This window comes from Rhizobium chutanense (genome assembly GCF_002531935.1).
In the GTDB taxonomy this organism is placed as follows: domain Bacteria; phylum Pseudomonadota; class Alphaproteobacteria; order Rhizobiales; family Rhizobiaceae; genus Rhizobium; species Rhizobium chutanense.
This window is the reverse complement of record NZ_NWSV01000013.1, coordinates 140646-164518: the sequence shown is the minus strand read 5'-3', so window position 1 is coordinate 164518 and position 23873 is coordinate 140646. Positions and strand designations below refer to the sequence as shown.

Genomic DNA, 23873 nt, shown 5'->3' with positions numbered 1-23873 from the left:
TTCATTGGCAGCGGCGGCGATGCCTGGATCGCCGAGCGCATGTTCGGCACCAAGGATAATGGCTGGAGCAAGACCATCCAGGCGCTCGACCTGCCCTATATCGACAGCGAATATCTGACGTCGAGCCTCAAGGAGATGGGGCTTTCCATGTCGGGGCTGATGAAGACACTGATGCCGGGCACGGATGTGATCGATCCGATCATCGTCGACGGCAAGACCGCCGAGGAAGCGATCAAGAAGATCATCGCCCCGAGCCTGGATGCACTGGCGGAGACCTTGTTCAAGGGCAATGCCGAAGCCATGGCGCAATATAAGACCAATTTCACGACGATCTTCACCGCTCTCTGGGCGACGATGCGTCCGGGTGGCAGCGTCGAGACCATCAAGGCCGAACTCGGCAAGCTGATCGACAAGACCGCCAGCTCGGCGCCGGCTGGGGTCGATCCGGTCAAATACAAGGCGGCGCTATCCTCCGGCGTGATGTCGGTGCTGACGGCCTCCCGTTCGATCTATGCGGGCCTCAACATGACCAGCCCGACCTGGGACAGCATCGGCGTCGTGGTTCTGCACGCCCTCGGCGCACTGGCTCATATGGGCAGCGCGCTCGGCTCGGCGATCAAGGCCTCGAATTTCTCACTGCTGGACGGGATCGGCTCGCTCGTCGGCGTTTCCGACGAACTGGCGCGGGCCCAGCGCAGCGTGCTTTCCGCCTTCTTCAAGAATACCGGGACGACGGTCGGCGCGGTTGCCGGCGTCGCCTGGCTGCCGATCGAATATTACCAGTTCCTGCAGGGGCTCACGAGCGGCAAGGGCGACCCGGTCGACCTCGTCTTCATGGGCATCGGAACTGCGGCCGACACGATCGGCGCGATCGAAGGCCTGGCGGGCGTCGCCAATATGCTGGTGAATTCCACCTTCCTCGGACGCACCGGCGCAACGGTCGCCCTGGTCTCCGGCGGCTTTTCGCTCGCCTTCGCGGTCGCCGGCGCAGTGTCCTGGGCCGCCTGGTCGGGCTTTACCATCTACCAAAGCATCAAGCAGGAAAAAGCCTTCCACAAGCAGACCGACATGATGAACGACATGCTCAAGCGCACGGTCAACGACACGGTCGGCATCTATGCCAAGACGGGTCCGATCATCGGCGCCAAGGGCGGCGTCAGCCCCGCGCCGCGCGAACCGGAACAGCGCGAGCTGACCCCTGAGAACTGGGACGCGATCACCGCTGATGTCGAGAAGCGCCGCGGTACGGCGGTCGGCTGATCCGGCTTTCGCAACAGCAAATATACGGATATTTACAGGTCCGGTCGGTTTGACGCCGACCGGACCTGTAAACATTCCCTGCAACAAATTGAAGTATAAATTTAATGCGCAATTTGGATATTTGCAGCGTATTGTGGATAAGAATTATCGCATTTTAATATAATGAGCGACAAATTTACCTAAGAAGACCGTAAATTCTGAAAATTAACCATCGGTTAAGTTTATACAATTGACCAGCTGTTTTTTTGTCCATATCAAAACATGCATTCATTTTGATAATTCCTTGATGGAAGTGCTCATATGGCCGTAGATGCAGTGAATTCCGACCTGAACCTGGCGCCTGCAAATCCCGTCTCCGTCGAGCTGACGATCGACAAGAAAGATCCGACGAGCACCGGCAGCACGACGAAAAAGGTCGATCCGAACAGCGAGAGCGAGGTTCTCTCGGCGGCCGTGGACGCGTTTCTGCCGAGCATGATTTCCAACACCCTGATGCTGAACAATTCGCTCTTCAATTTCGCCAAGGAGGCGATCGACGAAGGCAGCGACGAGTAGCGTTTTCCGTTCATCACTTGCAGTTGACGTGTACCGAGTTGAGGAATTGCAATGAGTGGAGAAGAACTTTCCGGCCGCGCCTTCACGCCGCCCGTCGATGGCGTATCGACTGGCAATGTCCTGAAGACCGCAGAGATCGTGGCGGAGCGGATCGGGCTGCAGCCCACGGATCTTGTCGGCATCAGGCCGAGCGAATTCGCATCCATTCCCAACACCCAGGGCCGCAAGATCGCGCCTGAATCCAACGCGATTCCGCCGTCCTATTCGCCGGACGGCAATACGAGGCCCTCCAGCATTCTCGATCGGCTGTCGGCATTCTTCATGCCCGTGGGCGGAAGCGGCCAGCCGGAGACGCCGCTCGTGCAATTTGCAGGGGATAAGGGTCACGGCGGCCCGAAGGTCGAGGACATCGCCACATCGATCGACCGGCTGGAGAAATCACAGCAATTCGCCACCGGCACGACGCTGCTGTCGTCGCTCACCCAGTCGGTGATGTCGTCGTCCAAACGGCTGACGCAGGGCCAGTGAGCATCATGAGCACACCGGCCCATTCGAGATCGTCGATCTCTTCGCCCGCACGCAAACTGCTTCCGAAGGCCGGCCTGCTCGCCCTCTGCCTGTTCCTTGCCGCCTGCAGCCAGGACGTGCTGACGGGGCTCGACCAGCGCGATGCGCTGGATGCCCAGGTCCTGCTCGAACGCGCAGGGATTTCCGTCACCATGAAGAGCGAAAAGGGCGGGACATATGCGATCGCCGCCGGCTCCGCCGATCATGCCCGGGCGATCGAGCTGCTGGCAGGCGCCGGCCTGCCGCGCCAGTCGTTCGGAAATGTCGCCGAACTTTTTCCGGGCAATGGCTTCCTGGTGACGCCTTACGAACAGAAAGCCCGGATGAGCTACGCCATCGAGCAGCAGCTCGCCGAAACGCTTTCGGGGCTCGATGGCATTGCTTCGGCGCGCGTCCATGTGGTGCTGCCGGAGGAGAACGGCCGCGGGCTGATCAAGGAGAAGGCGAGGGCCGCAGCGGTGCTGCAATATCGCCCCGGCGCCAATCTCGCCGAGATCGACATGAAAAGCCGGTCGGTTCTGGTCAACAGCATCCGCGACCTCTCCTATGAGGATGTCTCGGTGGTGGTCAGCCCCTGGTCGGAGGTCGGCGCGCAGCCGGCTTCCGCGGCAACGGCCCAGCCCGTGCCTGTGGCAACGGCCCAGCCCGTGCCTGTGGCGACGGCCGAGCCCGTGCCGGCAGCAACGGCAACGCCCGTGCCGGTGGCAACCGTGACATCAGCACCCGCCGCAGCGCCACTGTCGATGGCGCAAACTGCCCTCTCGGCTGTCAAAGCGCCGAATCTGGCCGTGATCGGCGCAATCATCCTCGCCATCGGCGCATGCCTGCTGCTGCTATTGCCGCAGCGGAAGGAGCGCTGAGCATGCGCACGCCGCGTTCCGACGGCGAGGCGATCTCGAATGCGGCAAAGCTCCGCAAGGCAGCCCTGCTCTCCGCCGATATCCCGACGGCCGCGCGATGGGGTGAGATCGGGCCGCTGCTTGCCGGTGGGAGGTCTCTGTCGCCCCGGCTGCATCGGCGGCTTTTCACGGAGATTGCGCAAGCCCATGGCGATCCCGCCAGCTTTCCCGACGGCGCCCGCCGCCTGATTTCCATGACGGCGGACGAACGCGCAAGGGCGGCGCTGCGGGCAGGCCTTGCCTATCATCTCGCAGCCTTCTGCCCTGCGGTCGATCGCCCGACCCTTGCGGAACTCAGGGCTGTCTATGGCGAGGAAGCGGTCGCATTCGCTCTCGGCCATATCAATCTTTCCGCGGCAACGCCGCCGCTCGATCTCTTGAGCCGAGAGGCAAGCCGTATCGTCGAGGCCGATGGCTGGTGCATGCTGGCGCTTCTGGCAGACGAATACCGGATCTCCGCTGCCTGGCGGTCGGCGGGCTGGCGCGACATGGCCGAAGGGGGTTCGGCTTCCCTCCTGAGGAGCCCGGCGCTCGCCCTGGCGGCGGCTGCCGTCAGCGAGGTCGTCCTACAGGAAGGCGCCGGACGATGACCTCGATGTTTGCACACCATAACCGCATCATCCCGGCGGAGGATTTCGGCCAGATCAGGGAGGCGGCGCAAATTCTGGCGGCCGCCCGCCAGGAGGCGGCCCAATCCCAGGCGACACTGGCAGCAGTGGGCGAGCAGGCCGCTCAAGACGGCTACCGCGCCGGGTTCGAACAGGGCGTTCGCGATGCCGCCGCGCAGCTTGCCGCCTCGCTCGGAAAAGCCGAACAGGACATTTCCAATCTCGACAGCTGGATCGAGACGGTGGTGCTGAAATCGGTCGGGTTGATCCTCGGATCGATGGAGGCCGACGAACGGACGAGGCAATTGGTCCGTCACGCCATCTCAGAGACCGCCGAGGCCGAGGAGGTCGCCCTGCATGTCGCCCCCGAGGACGTCGCCATGATGGCCCGGGCGATTGCGGATATCGATCATCGCATCACTGTCGAAACGGATGCGCTGATGTCTCCAGGCGAGATCGTCCTGCAAACATCGGCGGGACGAAGCCAGATCGGCCTGAAAGACCAGCTCGCCGCCGTGATCGAGGCCCTCGTCCATGGTTGACGCATTGCTTCGGATGGAGCGGACACTCGGACAGACGGACGTGCGGCGGCAGAGCGGCCGCGTGAAAAGCGTTTCGGGCCTGCTGGTGCGGGCGGTCATTCCCTCGGTACGGATCGGCGAACTTTGCGAACTGCATGAGCCAGGCAGGGGCCGCATCGGCCTTGGCGATGTCGTCGGTATCGACGGCGAGACGGCGCTTCTGTCGCTTCACGGCGAAACCCGCGGCATCTCCCAGCGCACCGAAATCGTCCCGACCGGCCGGGAGCCTGCCGTCTCCGTCGGCGATTTCCTGCTCGGGGCAATCGTCGACGCGCACGGCAATGTCCTGCGTCCTTCCGCCAATCCTGCCGGCGACGACACGCGCTCCCTGCAGCCGCTCTATGGCCAGCCGGTCGATCCCTTGTCGCGCCGTCCCATCCGGCAGCCGTTTACCTCGGGAATTGCCGCCCTGGACGGGTTGCTGACCTGCGGGCAGGGCCAGCGCATCGGCATTTTCGGCCCGCCTGGCGCCGGCAAATCGACGCTGGTGTCCGAGATCATCGCCAACAGCAACGCCGATGTGATCGTCTGCGCGCTGGTCGGCGAACGCGGGCGCGAAGTCGGCGAATTCGTTGCCGGCAACATGCCGGAAGGCGTTGCGTCGGATGTGGCGCTGGTCGTCGCTACATCGGATCGCCCGGCCCTGGAGCGCTTCAAGGCGGTGATGACGGCAACGGCGATTGCCGAGCATTTTCGCGAGCAGGGAAAACATGTGCTGCTCGTCATCGACAGCGTCACCCGCATGGCCCGCGCCTTGCGCGAGGTGGGGCTCGCCGCCGGCGAACCGCCGGTGCGGCGTGGTTTTCCACCCTCCGTCTTCGCCGTCCTGCCGCAGATCTTCGAGCGCGCCGGAAACAGTGCAAAAGGCACAATGACGGCTTTCTACACGGTGCTCGTCGAAGGCGAAGAGCAGGACGATCCGATCGCTGAAGAAACCCGGTCGCTGCTGGATGGCCATATCGTGCTCTCCGACAAGATCGCCAGGGCAGGCAATTTTCCGGCGATCGACGTGCTGGCCAGCCGAAGCCGGACGATGAGCGCGGTCGTCAGCGAGAACCATCGCCGGGCAGCCGACCGGCTGCGCGCCCTGCTCGCCCTCTATGACGAGGTGGAATTGCTGATCCGCGTCGGCGAATATCGCCAGGGACGCGATGCCGCCGTCGACGAAGCCGTCGCCAAACACGGCCTCATCCAGCGCTTCCTGTTTGACGGGAAGGGCAAGCCGCAGCCGTTCGGCGCGATCGTCGAAGCGCTCGAGGAGCTTGTCCGATGAATATCGTTGCGCCCGCATGGCCCCGGTCATCGATGGCCGAGAGCTTCTTTTCCCGTTCCGGTGTGATGATGCGCGCCGCCTGGCACATTCCGGTCGGGGAGCAGCCCCTTTCCGTTCGCCCCCTGTCCCCCGATATCGCGGCCGGGCGGATCGCCGATCCGGTCGGCTTTCTCTGCCGTATCGGCGAGCGGGAGCAGATGCTGATCGCTTCGGCCGGAGCGCTGCGGTTGCTGGCCGAAAGACTGGAACCGCTGCTTCTCTGGGAAAAACTGTCGCCGCAGGAAAAGGCGGCGGTGGTCGAGCATCGGTTTGCCGAGGCCTTCGAGGCCGTCGAGAACAAGATCGGCGCCGGCCTTTCGCTGCTGCAGATCGGTGTGGAGCCGGAGCCGGATTTCGCCGGCAATTTCGGCTTCGAAATCGGTTGGAACGGCATCAGCCTGCCCTTGAGCGGCCGTTTCGACGAGACTTTTCTGGGTGGTCTGGTCGGCTGGGCGAGCCGCCTGCCGCGCCGCACCCTCGATTCCCTGACGACGACGGTCAACATCCGGCGCGGTTATGCCGTGCTGTCGGTCGGTGAGATCAAATCCCTGCGACCGGGTGACGGCATCGTCATCGACGGGGCGGCGACAGAGACCATCACCGCGGTCACCGGCGAACGTTATCTTGCAACCTGCATGCGATCGGACAAAGGCGCGGTCCTCACTGAGCCGCTTCTTTCGACGCCAACCGGACCAATGAGGCATTTCATGACGAATGAAACCGTCGATCAGGAATTGCAGGGCGAGCCGCGTCCGTCGCCTGTCGACAGCATCCCGATCAAGCTCGTCTTCGATGCCGGACGGCTGGAACTTCCGCTTCGCACGCTCGAGACGATCGGCGAAGGCTATGTGTTCACCCTCGACAGGCCGCTGACGGATGCCGTCGATATCATCGCTCAGGGCCGTGTCATCGGACGGGGTGAAATCATCTCGGTGGATGGATTGAGCGCCGTTCGCGTGACAGTGTTGCACGACTGATGGAACAGACCTTTCCTCTTGCCCAGAGCCTCGTGGCAATGGCGGCAATCTCGATGCTGCCGGTCATCGCCGTGATCGCGACGTCCTTCACCAAGATTTCGGTCGTCCTGCTGATCGTGCGCAATGCGATCGGCATCCAGCAGACCCCGCCGAACCTGCTGGTCTTCGCCATCGCCATCGTGCTTTCCGCCTTCGTGATGAACCCGGTGCTGCAAAATAGCTGGCAATTGCTGCTGGCCCATAGCGGCGATTTCGGCACGATCGGCGGCATGGCGGACGGCATGGTCAAGGTCGCCGGCCCGCTCAAGGATTTCATGCTGAAATTTTCCGACGCCGAGGTTCGCGACTTCTTCGTGCAGGCCTCGCAGAAGATCTGGGCGAACGCGCCGGTTACCCCCATTGCCGCCGACGACATCACCGTGCTGACGCCGAGCTTCCTGGTTTCGGAACTGACGCGGGCCTTTGAAATCGGATTTCTGATCTATCTGCCCTTCCTGATGATCGACTTCGCCGTCTCCGCCATTCTGGTCGCGCTCGGCATGCAGATGATGTCGCCGACCGTCGTTTCCACCCCACTCAAGCTGCTGCTGTTCGTCTCGATCGACGGCTGGCGGCGATTGCTGGAAGGCCTGGTGCTGTCCTATGCGCAGTGAGCATCGCGCCTTCACGCCAGCACCGGTTCGGGCGCCTGCCGCGCCGACGGGAAAGGCTTGCCGTCATGGGTGAGGATCAGGTCGCTGCCGAAATCGGCATGTCCGTCATGGCGACCTTCGCCTTGGCCGGCCCCATTCTCGGTCTGGCGGCGCTTCTCGGCCTCGTCATCGCCATTTTCCAGGCCGCCACGCAGATCCAGGAACAGACCATCGCGCAGATCGTCAAGATTTTCGTGATCTCCATCACCCTGCTGCTGTTTGGCCGGGTACTGGCAACGCCGCTGATCGAACATTCCGTTCATATCCTCAACGACTTCCCGACCATGGTTCAGTGAGGCGAGGGGGATGGGGCCGGATCATCTTCCGCTCGTCGGCATCGAGGTCGCGGCACCTGCGGCGGCGATGCTGGGCGCTGCCCGCGCGCTCGGGATCCTGCTGATCTTCCCGATCTTCTCGCTGTTCAGCATCGTCGGAATCTTACGTTTCGGCCTTGCGATCGGCCTTTCGGCGCCCTCCGTCGCCTTCGCTTATTCGGTACTGGCTCTCGGGGATACGTCCTGGTTCGATCTCGCCGCCCTTGCGATCAAAGAGCTCTGCTTCGGGGCCTTGCTCGGCATGGGGCTCGGCATCCCCTTCTGGGCGGCGCAGGCGGCGGGCGATATGACCGATGTCTATCGCGGCGCCAATGCCGCCAATCTCTTCGACCAGATCAACGCGCTGGAAACCGCGCCGCTCGGTTCGCTGATGATGTCGATCGCCCTGGTGATTTTCGTCGGCGCCGGCGGTATCATCGATCTGGTCGCGATTTTCTACAAATCCTTCGAGCTCTGGCCGCTCTTGAAGCTGACACCCGCCATGCCCGACGACCCGCTCGACATGATCCTCGGTGTTTTCGGCCGGCTCTTCAAAGCGGCCGGATTGCTCGCCGCCCCGTTCATGATCGTCACCTGTGCGCTCGAATTGTCGCTGGCCTTCGTCGGCCGCTCGTCCAAACAGTTCCCGCTGAACGACAGCCTGCCCGCCATCAAGAACTTCGCGGTCATGGTCATCCTCGTCATCTACACGGCCTTCATCTCCAGCTATTTCCACGATCTCTGGGTCGATGGCTTCAACGAGGTGAAAGCCATGCTGGAGGTGAGCCATGGCCAAAAATGACGATACCGAGGAAAAAACCCTGCCGCCGAGCCGGGTGAAGCTCGATCGGCTCCGCCGCGATGGCCAGGTTCCGCGCTCGAAGGAAATCCCGGTCGCGATCTCCGTCCTCGCCATCGCGGTTTATGTCACCTGGGGATTGCAGGGAATCCTCGCGGATTTCGCCCGTAGTTTCGATTCTGCTCTGCAATCCTCCTCCCGGGCCGATCTCTCCGACGCCGTCGCCGTCGGCTTGAGCGAAACAGGTGTGGCGCTGCTCGATCTCATATGGCTGCCGCTGGCGATGGGCCTTGCCGCGACCATCCTGGTCTCCATCCTCGACGCACAAGGCTTTCCCGTCTCGTTCAAGCATATGAGCTTCGATTTCACCCGGCTCAATCCGTTCGACGGCATCAAGAGGCTTTTTTCGCTCGCCAGCATCGCCGAGTTCATCAAGGGGCTGGTCAAATTTGTCTTGCTCGCCGCTGCCGGCGGCGGTGCGATCCTCTATTTCCTCAACGGGATTTTCTGGGCGCCTCTTTGCGGAGAGGCATGTTCGCTCTCCACGGCAGCCCATCTGCTCGGCTCGATCCTCGTCATCGCTGCCGGCATCATGGTGGCAGCGGCATTTTTCGATATCCGCATTTCGCGCGCGCTGTTCAGGCACGAGCATCGCATGACCAAGACCGAGGCGCGGCGCGAATACAAGGACACCCAGGGCGATCCGAAGCTGAAATCGGCGCGTCGGCAGATCGGCGCGGAAATGCGCAGCGGCCCACCGCGCAGGCAAGGGCCAGGCCAGCAATGAAAAAGCGGACGCTTGAGGCGCCCGCTCGATCTTCACGTTATGACCGGGCGTCTCAGACGCCCGATTGCTTGTCACCCACACGCGTCCAGTTCTTCACACTGTCCATGGTGATATCGGACAGGAACCTCACGCTGGCAAGCGAACTGTCGGTGCGGAAAACGTTGCTGCCGTTGGAGAACGCGCCGCCATCGATGGTGACGTCGGCGTCGATCTGCTTGCCGCCATTGGTGCGCACGAGGGTGGTGAAGCCGTCGGCGACGAAATCCTTCAGATAGAACTTCGTGTCGGCATTGATCTGGAAGATCTTGTCGGTCGCGCCCTTGGCGGAGCCGCCGATAATAGTGACGTCGCCCGTACTTTTTACCGTCAGCGCATCCTCGCCGACATTCTGCCAGTTGACGTTTTCGAGCGTCGCGCCGCCATAGACATGAATGCCGTCGGCGCCATTTTCGCCGAGATTGACATTCTTGAGCGTCGCGCCGTTCTTGAGAATGAAGATCGGCGATTGGGTTTCGGACTGGCCGCCATCGCCGAGCTTGGAAGAGGCCGTATAGGTCGCGCCCTTGCCGTCGAACACGCCTCCATCCACGACGATCGGCGTGTTGACGACGATGACGTCGCCTTCTCTGGAGAGATCGGACTTTTCCGTCGTGGTCTCCGAGGTCTTGGCCTGCTTCCCTTCGGACGTGCCGCTTTCCGACGTCCGCGACTTCGGCACATAGGAGGTCAGCATCGGTGGATTGCCGGAGGTGTCTTCGAAGGGCGAGACCTTGCGGGTCTGGCTGGTGGTGAAATCCGTGGTGTGGGTGCGGTTGGAGTCGGTATCGACCTTGTTGCCGCCGCCATGACAGCCGGACTCGAGGTCGAAACGGGAGGTTCTGTCGAAGTCTATGGGCCTCTGTCCCTCTACGCCATACATTGCATTCATCCCCTGCTGGCTTTTTCTATTTCGCTCGTTCTATGAGCTCGACCTTTGTTGCAATCCGGCAGCGTTTCGGATTTGTCCGATCTCCCCAACGGTTTCGATCACGATCTCCCGGTCGATCTCCTCCGCCGCCAACACCGGAATGCGGCAGTTGTGGCCGATCATCAGAATCTGGGTAAGCCAGCGCAACTCGCCCGGCACGATGATGACGGGATCGTGTCCCTGCTCATTGGCGTCCTCCAGGGCCTGTCTGGTTTTCTCGGCCAGCAGGCGCAGTCTTTCGCCGGTCTCGATCCTCTCGGTTGCTCCGCTTGCCTCATAGGACCGGACGAGATGGTCCCATTCGGCGGGAAGCACTAGGGCGGGCAATAATCCACGCCGGTCGAGAAGCCCAAAAGCGATCTGCTTGACCAGCGCGGCACGTGCCTTTTCGGCGAGAGCCTCCGGCTCATGATCGGTGCCGGCGTGCAGCATCACTTCCAGAAGTCCGCGCGGCTGAGACAGCGTCACGCCGGAATCCAGCAGGCGCCTGACAACCGCGACCGTCAGCATCAGCGGGACCTGGGTGGCGACATCGATCGCCAGCTTGCCGAGGCGCGGTTCGAGGCTGCCCAGCCATTGCGCGGCATCGTCGACGCTGAAAAGCGCGCCGATATGTCGGCGGACGATGCGCACCATGTCGTCGGCAATCTGTTCGGCCGTTCGTTCAGGACCGCAGCCGATGAGCCCGGCCGGCACGTTTTCGACCTGAAGATGGATGAGATCCTCGGCCATGCGGGGATCGGCGTTGAATGTCGGCACCGTCACGGAGACGCCGACGGCGCGCGCCGCCATGCGGATACGCCCGTCCAGCATTTCGCCGAGCCTCATCGCCTCGAGTCGCGCCAGCGTTTCCAGGGAGACGGTGGCGACGACGGGATCGCCATATTTCGTCCTGTCGAGCGGATAGGAATTGGCGCTTTCCACTGCGTTCGCCGCTCCGGCCGCAGGCTGGCCCGCGCGCCGGCGATGAACCATGAAGGCGAGGCCCGCCAGGGAGAGGCCGATCGCACTGAGCACGCTGGTCGGAAATCCCGGAACGAAGCCCGCGCAGATCGTCAGCGCCGCCGCAATCGCCAATGCGCGCGGTTCGCGGAAGAGCTCGCGGCCGATATCGCTGCCGAGGCTGCCATTGCCGTCGTCGGACACACGGGTCACGACGATGCCGGCGGAGACGGCCATGAGGATGGATGGGATCTGCGAGACCAGGCCGTCGCCGATCGACAGCAGCGTATAGAGATGGGCGGCCTCGGCAAAGCTCAGACCCTTCTGGAAGATGCCGATCGCCAGGCCGCCGATGAGATTGACGGCGACGATCACCAGTCCGGCGACCGCATCGCCCTTGACGAAGCGCATCGCGCCGTCCATCGCGCCGAAGAACTGGCTTTCCTGTTCGAGGCGCGTCCGGCGCTTCTGGGCGGCATCCGTGCTGATATGGCCGTTCCGCAGGTCGCTGTCGATGGCGAGCTGCTTGCCCGGCATGGCGTCGAGGGTGAAACGTGCGCCGACTTCGGCGATACGTTCGGCGCCCTTCGTCACCACGATGAACTGCACCAGCGCCACGATCAGGAAAATGATCAGGCCGACGACGACGTTGCCCGAGACGACGAAATCGCCGAAGGCCATGATGATCTCGCCGGCATCGGCATCCGCCAGCACAAGCCGCGTCGAGGAAATCGTCAAGGCCAGCCGGAACAGCGTGCCGATCAGAATGACGGCGGGAAAGGTCGAGATTTCGAGGACGCTCTTCAGATAGGTCGTGGTGATCAGCACCACGAAGGCGAAGGAAAGATTGAAGGCGATCAGCACGTCCAGAACGATTGTCGGAAGCGGCAGCACCAGCATCGTCACGACGGAGGCGAAAAACACTGCAAGCAGCATGTCCGTGCGCTGCGCGAGCATGGCGATGGCGGATGACCTTACCTTCATGATCCGGCTTTCGACGCCATCGGCTAATCTTGTTCGTTGCTGGAAATTTCGGCCAGCTTGGGATCGGCATTCCCGGCGGAGGCGAAATTGACCGTATCGTCCTCACTGTCGCGGGAAACGACCATTTGGTCGTTGCGGATCTCCTTGATCCGCCAGCCGCTCGGGACGAAATCGCCTTCCTCGTAGCGGTGGCCGTCGGAGCCGATGATGAACCTGACGGGCGTATAGCCGGCGGCGGCAACGAAGCCGTCGAGGCCGGAGGAGAGGGCGGTGAGATCGACGATGGCGACGGAGCTGCGGCGGCTCATCGACGCGATGATGCCGCGCAGCTTGGTCTTGTCGGGCAGGCTGAGAGGAGCCGATCCCTCGCCGATGCGGATTTCGTCGGCGGTGGTGACGACGCTCAAATCGGGAGAAAGCTGCGCCATGCGCACGGCCTGGCGGATTTCGGCGGCGATCGCAGCCGATGACGGCGCCGGTTCGGGTGCCGTTTGAGCCTTGACGAGCGGCGCCTGTTGCGTCGGCGCATCGCTATTGTAGAAGCCGGCCAGCAAAAGCATGGCCGCCAGCACGAGAAGGCCGGCAGCGGCGATCCGGCGCGGCGCAAAGCGCACGCGCCCGGCGCCAAGGCCTTCGAGCCGACATGTCGTGCCGTCGAAAGAGAGGGTCTGGTTTTTCTCAAGCGTAATCTTCTGATCGCGCTGAATGGAGCGGCGATCGACCGTCACGCCGTCCCGCAGTGCGGTCAACGACACCGTGTAGGAGCCGCGCGAGCGCTGCAGGCATATGGCCAAGGCGGGCTCCGGCTTGTCGCCGAGGATGATCAGGTCGCAATCGGCGCTGCCGCCGACCACCTGTCGCTCCGTCGCCAACGGCAGAATGGAGCTTCGCCCGGCGCGCGTGATGCGCAAGGATACACTGCTATCGGCAGCCGCGTTGCCGGCGGTGCCTTTGCCGGGGTTGAATGTCGGTGAGGAGGAATCCAAATCGGTAGCCATCTATTCCCGAACCGTCCGTCGCGCGGCTTCTATTGTCTTCGAGAGCGGGGAAGCGAGACGGGCGAACCCGTCTCACCATTGCGTTCAATCAGCCCGGACCGATCTTCTTGATGGCGTTTGCGACGCCGTTGATCTTGGTGATCTCGGTTGCGACCTGCAGGCTCTGCGCGGTTGCTTCGTTCTGAGCCGACTTGAAGGCGGAAATTGCGGAGCTGATGCCCGCGTCAAGTGTAGAAGTACTGGTGCTGGTAGCCATGTCTTAAACTCCTTGCATGGATTGGCGGCCAGAACCTCGCAGAATTCAAAATAGATTTCAATATCTTATGTTAAAAAACTATTAATTCGCAATATGTACACCAAATGCGCGAAGTGGATATCGAGGCTGTTCCCCGCGCCTTGGCGATCTGCAACAATATAGTCAGAGAAGTCTTAATGATCGCTATTTCGTATCCATGCCTCCTTCGATCATGTTGTTGGCGGACGATATCCGGATTGTGAGGTAAACTCATATGTTTTCGCGTTTTGTTTACATGGCTGTACTCGGACTGCTGGCGGCTTTTCCCCTGTCGGCCGGAGCCAGCGAACGGGAAGTGCGCCTCGATGTCGTCTCGCTGCCGCTTGGCGATGTCGTCCAGACGCTGTCCTTCATGTCCGGCATTCCGGTCACCACCGTCGGGACCCTCAGCGGCAAGGTCGAGCACTGGTCCGTCCGGGAAAGCGGCGCCAATGCCTTCGTCAAGCTTGGCGATGCCAGCAATCTCTTCGTGGCCTATGACGGCAGCCGCATCATCATCGCGCCGAAGCAGGAGGTCACCACCGTCGTCCTCGATCGCGGCGGCCGCAGCTGGAAGACCGAGCAAAATGCCATCCGCGCGCTGTTCCCGGTCCTGCCCGACGATGCGTTGCGTGAAGATGCGGCCAGCGGATTGGTGCTGGTGCGCGGCCCGGCCGTGTTCGTCAAGGCCGTCGAAGATGTGCTGAGCCGGCAGCAGACCGACAGCATCAAGGTCATCAAGGGCGGCCAGATGGAAATCCTGTCGACGAGCAACGGCGCCTGAGCGGCGGTCATGACGGCGTTGAGATCTCTCAAACAGTTGCTGGAGATACGCAATCTGCGGGCGGACAATCTTTGCCGCAGCCTCTCCGAGGCGCGTGCGGCTGCCGCGCGGGCAAGCGAAGAGGAGATGAAAGCCTCCGAACTGCACGAGATCGCTGCGAGCCGGGCCGCAGGCAACCCTGTCGCCGACGAATTGTGCAAGGACGGCATTGTTTCCGGCGCTGAGCTGCAGGACGCGCTGATGCGGCAATCCGTGTTGCGCAGCCGTAAAGCCGATGCGGGAGTGTTGCTTGAGACGCGCAAGCTCGCCCGGCTCGCCGTCCAAGAGCGGGCAGAACAAGCCGCTGCCGATTTTTCCGATGCCCAAAAGGCGGTCCTGCGCACCGAAATTTCCATTGAAACAGCAGAAAAACGAGCGCGAGTATCAAGGCTCGACCGAAATTACTGATTTCCCATATCAGCAAATTGCGCGGCTGAGCGGGGTGCATAGTCGCTTGAGATATTCGGCTCGCTGAGCCGCACTCGCCCAATTCCGCCACGAGCCCGCGGAGCGGGTCTGGCTGGCGCGCTTTGACGATAAAGCCGATCAGCCTTCCAAACCGAGGCTCGCCAGCAGCCGGCCGACATAGGCTTCCAGGCCGCCGACCATGTCGAAGCGATCGGGGTCGCGCAGCCAGAGCATCTGCAGCCCGTCCATCACGGCGATCAGTTCGGCGGCCATCGCGCGGCTGTCGGTCTTATCATCGATCGAGCCATCGGTGATAGCCCGCTCGAAAGTCGCGGCGATGCCGTTCTGCATCTCAATGGCGCGAGTGAGGAACCATGCCTTGGCGGGATGATCCTTCATCAGGCTCTCGGCATTGAGGATGGCGAAGGCTCTGACGACCTCGATCATTCCGGCGTTGCGGCGGAAGACCTCGACCATGCCTTTCAGCAAGCCGCTGAGATCCGAACGATAGTGCCCGATGAAATCAGCGCTTTCGAGATCGCGCTTGGCCAGGATCGCAAGCAGCAGATCGACCTTTGTGGGGAAGTGGTGCAGCAGGCCGGGCAGCGACAGGCCGACATCGCGGGCGATGTCGGCGATGGCGGCATTCTGGTAGCCGTCTTCGGCAAAGCGCCGCATCGCTGCCGTCAGGATTTCGGCGCGGCGTGTCTCTCCCTTGCGGGATCGGCGCTGCCGCTTTTGCGCCGGTCCGGCCTTCTGTTCCGACAATTCTGTCATCGTCCTCGTCTGCCACGGCTCTTAGCCGATTTCTCCTGTGCTCCCATCCATACATCAGGCCTGCCCGATTGACATCCTAAAAATACCGAGTAATCGGTAGGTTTAAGGATTTCCTTGGGAGGCTTGCATGATCGATTCCATTCTCGACCAGATGACGCTCGAGGAGCAGGTCTCCCTGCTATCCGGCGCCGATTTCTGGACGACCGTTCCCGTCGAGCGTCTCGGTGTGCCGAAAATCAAGGTGACGGACGGCCCGAACGGCGCGCGTGGCGCCGGCTCCTTGGTCGCCGGCGTCAAGGCCACCTGCTTTCCCGTCGGCATCGCGCTCGGCGCCACCTGGAATCCCGAACTCGTCGCCCAGATGGGTGCAGCCCTTGCGCGCCAGGCCAAGAGCAAGGGGGCCGCCGTGCTGTTGGCGCCGACGGTGAATATCCATCGTTCCGGCCTCAACGGCCGGAATTTCGAATGTTATTCCGAAGATCCGATGCTGACCGCCGAATTGGCCGTCGCCTATATCGCCGGCGTACAGGGCGAAGGGATCGCGGCGACCATCAAGCACTTCGCCGGCAATGAATCCGAGATCGAGCGGCAGACCATGTCTTCCGATATCGACGAGCGGACGCTGCGCGAAATCTACCTGTCGCCCTTCGAACAGGCCGTCCGCCGCGCCGGCGTGATGGCCGTCATGTCCTCCTATAACCGCCTCAACGGCACCTATACGAGCGAGCATCATTGGCTGCTAACCGAGGTGCTGCGCCAGGAATGGGGTTTTGACGGCATCGTCATGTCCGACTGGTTCGGCTCGCATTCGACGGCCGAGACGATCAATGCCGGTCTCGATCTCGAAATGCCGGGTCCGGCGCGCGATCGCGGCGAGAAATTGGTTGCCGCCGTGCGCGAGGGCAAGGTCGAGGCCGAAACCGTGAAGGCGGCGGCGCGGCGCATGCTGCTGCTGCTCGAGCGGGTCGGCGCCTTCGAGAGCAAACCCGATCTCACCGAGCGGGCGATCGATCTGCCGGAGGATCGGGCGCTGATCCGCCGCCTCGGCGCCGAGGGCACGGTCCTCCTCAAGAACGACGGTATCCTGCCGCTTGCCAAGACCTCGCTCGACCGCATTGCCGTCATCGGACCGAACGCCGCCACCGCGCGCGTCATGGGCGGCGGCAGCGCCCAGATCGCCGCGCATTATACGGTGAGCCCACTCGAAGGCATTCGCGCCGCCCTTGCCAATGCCAACAGCATCAGCCACGCCGTCGGCTGCCGCCATAACCGTCTGATCGACGTGTTCAAGGGAAAAATCCTCGTCGAATATTTCAAGGGCCGCGGCTGCCAGGGCAATCCGCTGCATGTCGAGACCGTCGACAAGGGTGAGTTCTTCTGGTTCGAACTGCCGTCTGATGAACTCGATCCGGCCGATTTCTCGGCCCGGATGACCATGCAATTCGTGCCGGAGGAGAGCGGCGATCATGTTTTCGGCATGACCAATGCCGGCCTGGCGCGGCTCTTCGTCGATGGCGCGCTGACGGTTGACGGCCATGACGGCTGGACCCGCGGCGAAAACTATTTCGGCACCGCCAATGACGAACAGCGCGGCACGGTGGCGCTCGAAGCCGGCCGGGCCTATGCGATCACCGTCGAATATGAGCCGTCCACCGCGAGCGGGGACGGCATCAACCTCATCGCCATTCGTTTCGGCGTCGAAAAGCCGCTCGGTGAGGCCGATATCGCGGCAGCCGTCGAGACGGCCGGCAATACCGATGTCGCGCTTGTCTTCGTCGGCCGCGACGGTGAATGGGATACGGAAGGGCTTGATCTGCCCGACATGCGGCTGCCGGGCCGGCAGGAGGAACTGATCGAGAAGGTGGCCGCCGCCAATGCCAATACCGTCGTTGTGCTGCAGACCGGCGGTCCGGTGGAAATGCCCTGGCTCGACAAGGTCCGCGCCGTGCTGCAGATCTGGTATCCGGGGCAGGAACTCGGCAATGCCGCCGCCGATGTCCTGTTCGGTGATGTCGAGCCCGGCGGGCGCCTGCCGCAGACCTTCCCGAAGGCGCTGGCCGACAATTCCGCCATCACGAGCGATCCCGCCATCTATCCCGGCAAGGATGGGCATGTACGCTACGCCGAAGGCGTGTTCGTCGGCTACCGTCACCACGACACTCGCGCCGTCGAACCGCTCTTCCCCTTCGGCTTCGGCCTCGGCTATACGCGCTTCAGCTGGGGTGAACCGCGGCTGTCGGCCGGGGAAATGGGGCCCGACGGCATCACCGTCAGCCTCGACCTGACCAATACAGGCGATCGGGCGGGCTCCGAACTGGTGCAACTCTATATCAGTTCGCCGAAGGCCAAGGTGGAACGGCCGGACAAGGAACTGCGCGCCTTCGCAAAGCTCTCGCTGCAGCCCGGCGAGACCGGCACGGCGGTGATGAAGATCCGGCCGCGCGATCTCGCTTATTTCGACGTCGAGGCCGGCGCCTTCCGGGCCGAGCCGGGCGACTACCAGCTGGTCGTGGCGGCGAATGCGGGGGATATCAGGTTCGTCATCGATCTGCCGTCCCCACGCGAGTATGTGCTGCCGCCCTCGCAATAAAGGCAGGCCGGCGACTCTATGTCGTATTCGAGCGTAGCCGTTACCGGTTGGGGCGTCCGCGATCAGACCGCGTCGGGCTGGGTGCGCAGATTGGTGACGACGCGCCGGTTCTGCACTTTGCAGGAGCGCTCCGTGCAGTCGCGGACTTCCCGGTCGTTGCCGTAGCCTTTGGCCCACATGCGCTTGGGGTCCACGCCCTTCGAGGCGAGATAGGCCATCGCCGCATCGGCGCGCTTCTGCGACAGCGTCTCCATTTTCGATGCGGAGCCGGAATCGTCGGCAAATCCCTGCAGCTTGAGCAGCCAGGTCGGGTTCCTGTTGAGCCAGACGGCCTGGTTGTCCAAGGTTGCCATGGCGACGGAATCGAGCGCGGCGGAGTCCTGCTTGAAATAGATCCGCCTGCCGACATTGAGGATAAAATCCTCTTCGCTGCCGGCCGCGACATTCTCGAAACCGGGCGCGGGATCGTTGGTCTGGCCGGTCATCGGCGCGGCCGTGGGTTCTTCCAGGGAGGCGACCTCTGTGGTGGAGCAGGCGGCAAGCGCCAGGAGCATGGCCGCGGCGAGAAGGCGCCTCGTATATTCTGCAGTAGCAGACATCAGGGTGATATCCTTATTCGACCGGGGTTGTTTGGCTGACCTGAGTGGCGCTTTCGGCCTGGTCGGCAATATGCGGCAGAACCTGAACAGCCGTGCCGATGGGGCAACGTTGATAAAGGTCGATGGCGTCTTCGTTGAACATACGGATACAGCCGCTGGAGGCATCCTTGCCGATACTCCACGGCTCAAGCGTGCCATGGAAGCGATAGCCGGTGTCGACGCCGTCGCGATGCAGGTACATGGCGCGCGGCCCGAGCGGGTTCTTCGGTGAGCCTCCCTCCACGAATTCCGGCAGTTCGGGATGGCGCTTGCGCATTTCCGGCGGCGGCGTCCAGCGCGGCCAAAGGGATTTGGCGTCGATCGTGGCGCGGCCAAACCATTTGAAGCCCTCGCGGCCGACGCCGACGCCGTAGCGGATGGCCGTCTTGTTCTCCATGATCACGTAGAGAAAATGGTGTCTGGTATCGACGACGACGGTGCCGATCGGCTCGCTGCTGAAATATTTGACGACCTGACGCTGCCACTTCTTGTCGATCTTGGCGAAGTTGGTCTTTTGGAAGGTCACGCCATTGTCGACAGCGGTACCGGCAAAATTGGAAGACGCCGCGGCAAATGCGGGTTTCTGAACGGCACCGGCGCCAAGTAACGCCAATCCACCAAGCACAATATCTCTGCGTGTCCACGGCATCGGCAATATCCCCCTCAAAGCCAAGCAGCGGAGTAGCAGTAAATCAGATTTTTCATTTGCGACAACCGAAAATTCTTCTCCTGCCTCTTGCCGTTACTCCGGGAGGGCGATGTTGGCCCAGCAAACCCCAGATCATTTGTCTCCGCCCGACACGAGCAAATTCAGAGGAAAAGATCGGCGAGTTCGGGGCGTGCGATGCGTCGCAACCTGACCGCCCCCGCTGCGTCTATCGAAGGATAGGGAAAGCCCAAACGAATGCCCACGGGTCCCCGATTGCCGATGGCGCTCAAAAGCTTGTCGAGAGCAGCGTTCGAATAGCCGAGGTCACGGCGAAAGGTCAGCTGGCCTGCTCGGCCTCTGGCGTGTGGACCACCACGCGGTTGCGGCCAGTCTTCTTGGCAAGGTAGAGCGCCGCATCCGCCTGGCGCTGCATGTGCTCTGCGGACACGGCGCAACCGTTTTGCAATATCGCCATTCCAATGCTGACCGTGACCCAGGGAACGACGCGGGAGGTGGGATTGGGAAGAGACGCGGCTTCAACCCGGCTGCGGATTCTCTCGGCGACCGCCTTGGCCTCCTTTTCATCGGAGCCAGGTAGAAAGACGAGAAACTCTTCGCCTCCGTAACGGGCGACCTGATCCCGCTCGTCCCTCATGCTGCTCTGAATGATGCCGGCAACTTTCACCAGGCAGCGGTCGCCTTCGGCATGCCCGAGATTGTCGTTGAGATGCTTGAAGTCATCGAGATCGCACATCAGCATCGCGGCGCCGCTCGTAGGTTTCAGCTCCTCGTTCCAGAAGTGATGGAGCGTTTCCATCATCGAACGCCGGTTGGCGACGCCCGTCAGCGGATCGGTCCGCGCCAGCAATTCCAGCTGCGAGTTGGCGTCGGTCAGCTCTGCGAGGCGACTGCGATCTCGTAACTCAAGCAGGAAAGTCTTCTGAGCGAAGATGGTTGTCGTGCGCCGGGCAACGATGGTTGCGGCCACACCGCTCGCGAAAAACAGCGTCCCGGCGAGAGCGCTTCCCGCTTCGATGCCGGGATTGTGCAGCTGAAACACAAGATAGAGACCAAGCGCGGAAGCACCGATCGCCATCGCCCAGCCGAGCGGAACGGGAAAGATGATGATGGCGGTGACGGCCACAAACAGCATGATGGTCAAATGCCGCTCATAAAACTCGCCGCCGCTGTTGACGCCCACCAAGGCGACCGACAGCAGGATGAGAAAAACCGTCGAGAGGATGAAAACGCCCTGCAGCCACAAAGCGTGCGGCCGCCGGAAGACCAGCACGGCGACAAGGGCGGCGGGGGGAAGGATAGACGCCGGCCAAAGCATCGACATCACGGTTTCTGCCGGAAGCAGGATCGCATTGAGGGCCAATGTCAGGATGTCGAGCACGATAACCCAAACCATCCATGCGCGGATGATCTTGGCCGTGCGCGGCCAGGAGCGTTCGCGAAAAAGCCGAGCCAGCTCCCCATGCAGGCGGATATCGCGCGTGCGTCCGCCGAGCAGGCGCTCGACTTGCTCTGCGATGGCCGGGCTCAACCTCTGGAGAGGTTTCCGCGAAGACGCCCTTACCGCTTTGATAGGAGCTGTGGTTCGCTCGGTATCCATCTGGCGGATCTAGGGAGAAGATGGCCGGAGACAAGGCGGGCCGCGGAGTTCGCCCGAAAAGACGATGGGCTTGGCCTAATGATTTTGTACCGGATGATGACAGTCTGCCGTCAACAATGTGTCACATCGGGCCACAGTCTATTCACGGTTCGATTCCCATCAAGGCCGGCCGTTGGCCGCTCGCTCCGCACTTGGCCTGTCGCACGACAAAACCGCCCTCCGTCGGCAATCACCCGGCGGAGAACGTCGCGGACCTCGATATTGCGTGCAACCTGTTCGGGAGAGTCACGCGCGGAGATTTTATCGAATAAAAGATGACTAAAACAATCACCTTATGTTGACAAGGCCAATTTCGCTCCATAGGTTCCGCGCGCATCTGTGACGTAGGGACCAAGTGATGGCGCGTGTTTTTTTGAATGTTTCTAATAATCTACCGCGAATTTATAGAGAGAGCCTATTGGCCACGACGGCGGTTGTTCTGATCGGCATTGCTGCATCGCCGGCCTCCGCTCAGAGCGCCTCCGCAGGCGACACCGCGACGACGCTTGAACCGATCGTCATTCAAGGTGCATCCTCTGATAGCAAGACTGATCGGACGTCGGTGACGGCCAAGAACAGCGCGGGCGCGACCAAGATCAGCACGCCGCTCGTCGAAACGCCGCGTTCCGTCTCGGTCACCACCGAGAAGGAAATCGAGCAGCGCGGTGCGCAGACGGTTATCGAGGCGGTGCGTTATACCGCTGGCGTGACGACTGGACCGAACGGCTTCGATCCGCGTTTCGACCAGATCTTCATTCGTGGCTTCAACGTCACAACCGTCGGCGACTATCGTGATAGCTTGCGCCAGCCCTACATCAATTACGGCATGTTCCGCACCGACCCGTATCAACTGCAGCGCGTCGAGGTGATCAAGGGGCCGGTGTCCGTTCTCTACGGCTCGGGATCGCCGGGTGGCCTCGTCAACAAGATCTCGAAGCTTCCGACCGAAGAGCCGATTCGCGAAGTCGGCATTACCTACGGCACTAAGGATCGGGTGCAGGGGATGTTCGATTTCGGCGGGCCGATCAGCGAAGACAACGACGATTTCCTCTACCGCATCGTCGGCCTTGCGCGGCGCGGCGATACCAATTTCGATATTGCCGACGACCGCTATTTCCTGGCGCCGTCCTTTACCTGGAAGCCTGACGAGGGCACGTCCTTGACAGTGTATGGTCTGGTGCAGTCCGACGAGACCAATTCCAATGTCGGTGCGGTTACGACCGAAGCTGGCAAGATTCTCGACATCAGGCAGAGCGATCCGGACTACGACTACCAGAAGGTCAAGCAGCAGCAGGTCGGCTATCAATTCGAGCATGAATTCGACAACGGCCTGACGTTCCGGCAGAATCTGCGTTATTCGCATCTCGATCTTCGCGCCCGCTACCTCGGCATCTCAAGCTGGACCGGGACCGTCGCACATCGCAACGCAAGTTCGATCCGCGACGAAATGAACGTCTTCCAGGTCGACAATCAGCTGGAGGCGAAGTTCGATACGGGCCCGCTAGCCCATACGATGCTGTTCGGAGTCGACTACACCAATCTCCAGTCGAACTGGGGCTATGGCATCGGCGCCGTCAATTCGGCATTCGATTTCGATATCGCCAACCCGACTTATGGCGTCTCCGGTGCCACGCCGGCCTATAACTTCATCGTGGCCGACGCCGATATGCGCCAGGTCGGCGTCTATGCCTTGGACCAGATCGAGGCCGGCAACTGGCGCTTCAATTTCGGCGGCCGACAGACCTGGGTGAATCAGACACGTGATACGACCTACCCCTCCTTCGGCCTGAACGACTCGGAAGACGTCAACAAAAACGCCTTCTCCTGGCAGGCCGGCGCGCTTTACCTCTTCGACAACGGCATTGCGCCCTTCGTCTCTTACTCGACGTCGTTTGACCCGGTGACCAACCGGTCGACATCCGGCAAGATTCTCAAGCCGACCGAGGGTGAACAATACGAACTCGGCGTGAAGTACCAGCCGCCGGGCTCCGATATCCTCTTGTCGGCGGTCGCCTATCATATTGTCGAACAGAACAAGCCGGTGCTCGTCGATCCGTTGACCCTCGCCTATGACTCGCTCGGCGAGGTGACGGGAAAGGGTATCGAGCTTGAAGCCCGCGCAGCCGTGGGCAATGGCTGGGACCTCATCGCCGCTTACACCTACAATCATTCTGAGGTGACTGCGGGAACCAACGAAGGCAACACGCCGGCTGTGACACCCTCGCATGTCGCAAGCCTCTGGGCCAACTACACGTTCCAGGAAGCCAATCCCTTCCATGGCCTGTCTGTCGGCGCGGGTGTTCGTTATGTCAGCGAAAATTGGACCGATACCGCCAACACCTCGAAGAACCCTTCGAGCTTCTATGTCGATGCATCCGCAGCTTATGATTTCGGCGCAGTCGACAAGAAATACGAAGGCCTGACAGCTGCCTTCAATATCCGCAACATTGCCGACGAGCGCGACACCGTTTGCAACGAGGGCTTCTGCTACCTCGGCCAGGGCCGCAACATGACCGGCACACTGAAGTATCGGTGGTAAGCACGGCGATTGAGATGAAGGGGGCGGCTTCCCGCCCGACTTTATCGTCGATCATGCTATCGCCACCGGGCCGTCGACCGCGACGGCCCGGTGGCGTAGCCCGTTTTCCTGTTGCCACGGAAGCGGCTCACTTTTTTCTGCAGACAGGTATCGTCCTACCCCGGCAGGGATGTTTGCGACCGTGACATTTAGACGGGTCATCGCCCGGAAGGCGGTGTAGCGCTGCTTGAAGACAGTGCGTGATGTGTGCAGGCGCAACCCGATGTTCGGCATAAT

23 protein-coding genes and 2 pseudogenes are annotated in these 23873 nt (G+C 62.0%); 16 read left to right on the top strand and 9 right to left on the bottom strand.

Annotated features, from left to right (window positions below):
* The 12 genes and pseudogenes from CO666_RS20185 to CO666_RS20130 all read left to right on the top strand — a co-directional run.
* Positions 1-1260, top strand: a pseudogene (locus tag CO666_RS20185) (hypothetical protein); the annotation flags it as partial.
* Positions 1261-1560: 300 nt separating this feature from the next.
* A complete protein-coding gene (locus CO666_RS20180) occupies positions 1561-1815 on the top strand; it encodes a hypothetical protein (RefSeq protein WP_097613974.1) in 255 nt (84 codons plus the stop codon).
* A gap of 51 nt (positions 1816-1866) precedes the next feature.
* Positions 1867-2343, top strand: a complete 477-nt coding sequence (locus CO666_RS20175) for a hypothetical protein (RefSeq protein WP_097613973.1) — start codon at positions 1867-1869, stop codon at positions 2341-2343.
* 5 nt (positions 2344-2348) lie between these two features.
* Positions 2349-3242: a type III secretion system inner membrane ring lipoprotein SctJ gene (gene sctJ / locus CO666_RS20170; protein WP_425352421.1), complete on the top strand. Its 894-nt coding sequence runs from the start codon at positions 2349-2351 to the stop codon at positions 3240-3242.
* A gap of 2 nt (positions 3243-3244) precedes the next feature.
* Positions 3245-3871 carry a hypothetical protein gene (locus CO666_RS20165; protein ID WP_097613971.1) on the top strand — a complete coding sequence of 209 codons (627 nt, stop codon included), beginning with the start codon at positions 3245-3247 and terminating at the stop codon, positions 3869-3871.
* 5 nt (positions 3872-3876) lie between these two features.
* Positions 3877-4431 (top strand): type III secretion system stator protein SctL, encoded by a 555-nt coding sequence (gene sctL / locus CO666_RS20160; RefSeq protein WP_245436823.1) that lies wholly within the window; start codon positions 3877-3879, stop codon positions 4429-4431.
* Complete coding sequence (locus CO666_RS20155) at positions 4424-5743, top strand: FliI/YscN family ATPase (protein ID WP_097613969.1); 1320 nt, start codon at positions 4424-4426, stop codon at positions 5741-5743. The genes sctL and CO666_RS20155 overlap by 8 nt, the downstream gene beginning before the upstream one ends.
* Positions 5740-6759 carry a FliM/FliN family flagellar motor switch protein gene (locus tag CO666_RS20150; RefSeq protein ID WP_097613968.1) on the top strand — a complete coding sequence of 340 codons (1020 nt, stop codon included), beginning with the start codon at positions 5740-5742 and terminating at the stop codon, positions 6757-6759. Before CO666_RS20155 ends, CO666_RS20150 begins: the two co-directional genes overlap by 4 nt.
* Positions 6759-7412: a type III secretion system export apparatus subunit SctR gene (gene sctR, locus CO666_RS20145; protein ID WP_097613967.1), complete on the top strand. Its 654-nt coding sequence runs from the start codon at positions 6759-6761 to the stop codon at positions 7410-7412. Before CO666_RS20150 ends, sctR begins: the two co-directional genes overlap by 1 nt.
* Before the next feature lie 65 nt (positions 7413-7477).
* Entirely contained in the window at positions 7478-7747 is a 270-nt protein-coding gene (locus tag CO666_RS20140; RefSeq protein WP_046977183.1) for a flagellar biosynthetic protein FliQ, read from the top strand.
* Positions 7748-7757: 10 nt separating this feature from the next.
* Complete coding sequence (locus CO666_RS20135) at positions 7758-8567, top strand: EscT/YscT/HrcT family type III secretion system export apparatus protein (RefSeq protein WP_097613966.1); 810 nt, start codon at positions 7758-7760, stop codon at positions 8565-8567.
* Complete coding sequence (locus CO666_RS20130) at positions 8554-9351, top strand: EscU/YscU/HrcU family type III secretion system export apparatus switch protein (RefSeq protein ID WP_097613965.1); 798 nt, start codon at positions 8554-8556, stop codon at positions 9349-9351. Before CO666_RS20135 ends, CO666_RS20130 begins: the two co-directional genes overlap by 14 nt.
* Before the next feature lie 52 nt (positions 9352-9403).
* Here CO666_RS20130 and CO666_RS20125 read toward each other — a convergent pair whose 3' ends face one another.
* From CO666_RS20125 to CO666_RS34205, 4 genes are all read right to left on the bottom strand, one after another.
* Positions 9404-10270 carry a pectate lyase gene (locus CO666_RS20125; protein WP_097613964.1) on the bottom strand — a complete coding sequence of 289 codons (867 nt, stop codon included), beginning with the start codon at positions 10268-10270 and terminating at the stop codon, positions 9404-9406.
* Between the two features lie 39 nt (positions 10271-10309).
* Complete coding sequence (locus tag CO666_RS20120; protein ID WP_097613963.1) at positions 10310-12244, bottom strand: flagellar biosynthesis protein FlhA; 1935 nt, start codon at positions 12242-12244, stop codon at positions 10310-10312.
* Positions 12245-12267: 23 nt separating this feature from the next.
* Positions 12268-13242 (bottom strand): SctD/MshK family protein, encoded by a 975-nt coding sequence (locus tag CO666_RS20115; RefSeq protein WP_097613962.1) that lies wholly within the window; start codon positions 13240-13242, stop codon positions 12268-12270.
* Between the two features lie 88 nt (positions 13243-13330).
* Positions 13331-13498 (bottom strand): hypothetical protein, encoded by a 168-nt coding sequence (locus tag CO666_RS34205; RefSeq protein WP_164740457.1) that lies wholly within the window; start codon positions 13496-13498, stop codon positions 13331-13333.
* Between the two features lie 253 nt (positions 13499-13751).
* Between CO666_RS34205 and CO666_RS20110 the strand changes: the two genes are divergently transcribed.
* Positions 13752-14300 carry a hypothetical protein gene (locus tag CO666_RS20110; RefSeq protein ID WP_097613961.1) on the top strand — a complete coding sequence of 183 codons (549 nt, stop codon included), beginning with the start codon at positions 13752-13754 and terminating at the stop codon, positions 14298-14300.
* A 9-nt stretch (positions 14301-14309) separates the two neighbouring features.
* Positions 14310-14747 carry a hypothetical protein gene (locus CO666_RS20105; RefSeq protein ID WP_097613960.1) on the top strand — a complete coding sequence of 146 codons (438 nt, stop codon included), beginning with the start codon at positions 14310-14312 and terminating at the stop codon, positions 14745-14747.
* A gap of 138 nt (positions 14748-14885) precedes the next feature.
* Here CO666_RS20105 and CO666_RS20100 read toward each other — a convergent pair whose 3' ends face one another.
* The gene (locus CO666_RS20100; RefSeq protein ID WP_097613959.1) at positions 14886-15524 is read right to left on the bottom strand and encodes a TetR/AcrR family transcriptional regulator; all 639 of its coding nucleotides are present in this window, start codon (positions 15522-15524) and stop codon (positions 14886-14888) included.
* A gap of 127 nt (positions 15525-15651) precedes the next feature.
* On the opposite strand from CO666_RS20100, the gene CO666_RS20095 reads away from it, so the two are divergent.
* Positions 15652-18114, top strand: a complete 2463-nt coding sequence (locus tag CO666_RS20095; RefSeq protein ID WP_097613958.1) for a beta-glucosidase — start codon at positions 15652-15654, stop codon at positions 18112-18114.
* Positions 18115-18176: 62 nt separating this feature from the next.
* On the opposite strand, the gene CO666_RS20090 is transcribed toward CO666_RS20095, so the two are convergent.
* From CO666_RS20090 to CO666_RS20075, 4 genes and pseudogenes are all read right to left on the bottom strand, one after another.
* Positions 18177-18713 (bottom strand): OmpA family protein, encoded by a 537-nt coding sequence (locus CO666_RS20090; protein WP_097613957.1) that lies wholly within the window; start codon positions 18711-18713, stop codon positions 18177-18179.
* 13 nt (positions 18714-18726) lie between these two features.
* Positions 18727-19401 carry a L,D-transpeptidase gene (locus CO666_RS20085; protein ID WP_097613956.1) on the bottom strand — a complete coding sequence of 225 codons (675 nt, stop codon included), beginning with the start codon at positions 19399-19401 and terminating at the stop codon, positions 18727-18729.
* 161 nt (positions 19402-19562) lie between these two features.
* Positions 19563-19736, bottom strand: a pseudogene (locus CO666_RS34580) (dihydrodipicolinate synthase family protein); the annotation flags it as partial.
* Between the two features lie 2 nt (positions 19737-19738).
* Entirely contained in the window at positions 19739-21019 is a 1281-nt protein-coding gene (locus CO666_RS20075) for a GGDEF domain-containing protein (protein ID WP_097613955.1), read from the bottom strand.
* 397 nt (positions 21020-21416) lie between these two features.
* On the opposite strand from CO666_RS20075, the gene CO666_RS20070 reads away from it, so the two are divergent.
* Complete coding sequence (locus tag CO666_RS20070) at positions 21417-23597, top strand: TonB-dependent siderophore receptor (protein ID WP_097613954.1); 2181 nt, start codon at positions 21417-21419, stop codon at positions 23595-23597.
* Positions 23598-23873 lie beyond the last annotated feature (276 nt).

Excerpts from the sequence above, each read along its gene's own strand:
- CO666_RS20180 (WP_097613974.1), top strand. The coding sequence starts at position 1,561 with ATGGCCGTAGATGCAGTGAATTCCGACCTGAACCTGGCGCCTGCAAAT.
- CO666_RS20175 (WP_097613973.1), top strand. The coding sequence starts at position 1,867 with ATGAGTGGAGAAGAACTTTCCGGCCGCGCCTTCACGCCGCCCGTCGAT.
- sctJ (WP_425352421.1), top strand. The coding sequence starts at position 2,349 with ATGAGCACACCGGCCCATTCGAGATCGTCGATCTCTTCGCCCGCACGC.
- CO666_RS20165 (WP_097613971.1), top strand. The coding sequence starts at position 3,245 with ATGCGCACGCCGCGTTCCGACGGCGAGGCGATCTCGAATGCGGCAAAG.
- sctL (WP_245436823.1), top strand. The coding sequence starts at position 3,877 with ATGTTTGCACACCATAACCGCATCATCCCGGCGGAGGATTTCGGCCAG.
- CO666_RS20155 (WP_097613969.1), top strand. The coding sequence starts at position 4,424 with ATGGTTGACGCATTGCTTCGGATGGAGCGGACACTCGGACAGACGGAC.
- CO666_RS20150 (WP_097613968.1), top strand. The coding sequence starts at position 5,740 with ATGAATATCGTTGCGCCCGCATGGCCCCGGTCATCGATGGCCGAGAGC.
- sctR (WP_097613967.1), top strand. The coding sequence starts at position 6,759 with ATGGAACAGACCTTTCCTCTTGCCCAGAGCCTCGTGGCAATGGCGGCA.
- CO666_RS20140 (WP_046977183.1), top strand. The coding sequence starts at position 7,478 with ATGGGTGAGGATCAGGTCGCTGCCGAAATCGGCATGTCCGTCATGGCG.
- CO666_RS20135 (WP_097613966.1), top strand. The coding sequence starts at position 7,758 with ATGGGGCCGGATCATCTTCCGCTCGTCGGCATCGAGGTCGCGGCACCT.
- CO666_RS20130 (WP_097613965.1), top strand. The coding sequence starts at position 8,554 with ATGGCCAAAAATGACGATACCGAGGAAAAAACCCTGCCGCCGAGCCGG.
- CO666_RS20125 (WP_097613964.1), bottom strand. The coding sequence starts at position 10,270 with ATGTATGGCGTAGAGGGACAGAGGCCCATAGACTTCGACAGAACCTCC.
- CO666_RS20120 (WP_097613963.1), bottom strand. The coding sequence starts at position 12,244 with ATGAAGGTAAGGTCATCCGCCATCGCCATGCTCGCGCAGCGCACGGAC.
- CO666_RS20115 (WP_097613962.1), bottom strand. The coding sequence starts at position 13,242 with ATGGCTACCGATTTGGATTCCTCCTCACCGACATTCAACCCCGGCAAA.
- CO666_RS34205 (WP_164740457.1), bottom strand. The coding sequence starts at position 13,498 with ATGGCTACCAGCACCAGTACTTCTACACTTGACGCGGGCATCAGCTCC.
- CO666_RS20110 (WP_097613961.1), top strand. The coding sequence starts at position 13,752 with ATGTTTTCGCGTTTTGTTTACATGGCTGTACTCGGACTGCTGGCGGCT.
- CO666_RS20105 (WP_097613960.1), top strand. The coding sequence starts at position 14,310 with ATGACGGCGTTGAGATCTCTCAAACAGTTGCTGGAGATACGCAATCTG.
- CO666_RS20100 (WP_097613959.1), bottom strand. The coding sequence starts at position 15,524 with ATGACAGAATTGTCGGAACAGAAGGCCGGACCGGCGCAAAAGCGGCAG.
- CO666_RS20095 (WP_097613958.1), top strand. The coding sequence starts at position 15,652 with ATGATCGATTCCATTCTCGACCAGATGACGCTCGAGGAGCAGGTCTCC.
- CO666_RS20090 (WP_097613957.1), bottom strand. The coding sequence starts at position 18,713 with ATGTCTGCTACTGCAGAATATACGAGGCGCCTTCTCGCCGCGGCCATG.
- CO666_RS20085 (WP_097613956.1), bottom strand. The coding sequence starts at position 19,401 with ATGCCGTGGACACGCAGAGATATTGTGCTTGGTGGATTGGCGTTACTT.
- CO666_RS20075 (WP_097613955.1), bottom strand. The coding sequence starts at position 21,019 with ATGGATACCGAGCGAACCACAGCTCCTATCAAAGCGGTAAGGGCGTCT.
- CO666_RS20070 (WP_097613954.1), top strand. The coding sequence starts at position 21,417 with ATGGCGCGTGTTTTTTTGAATGTTTCTAATAATCTACCGCGAATTTAT.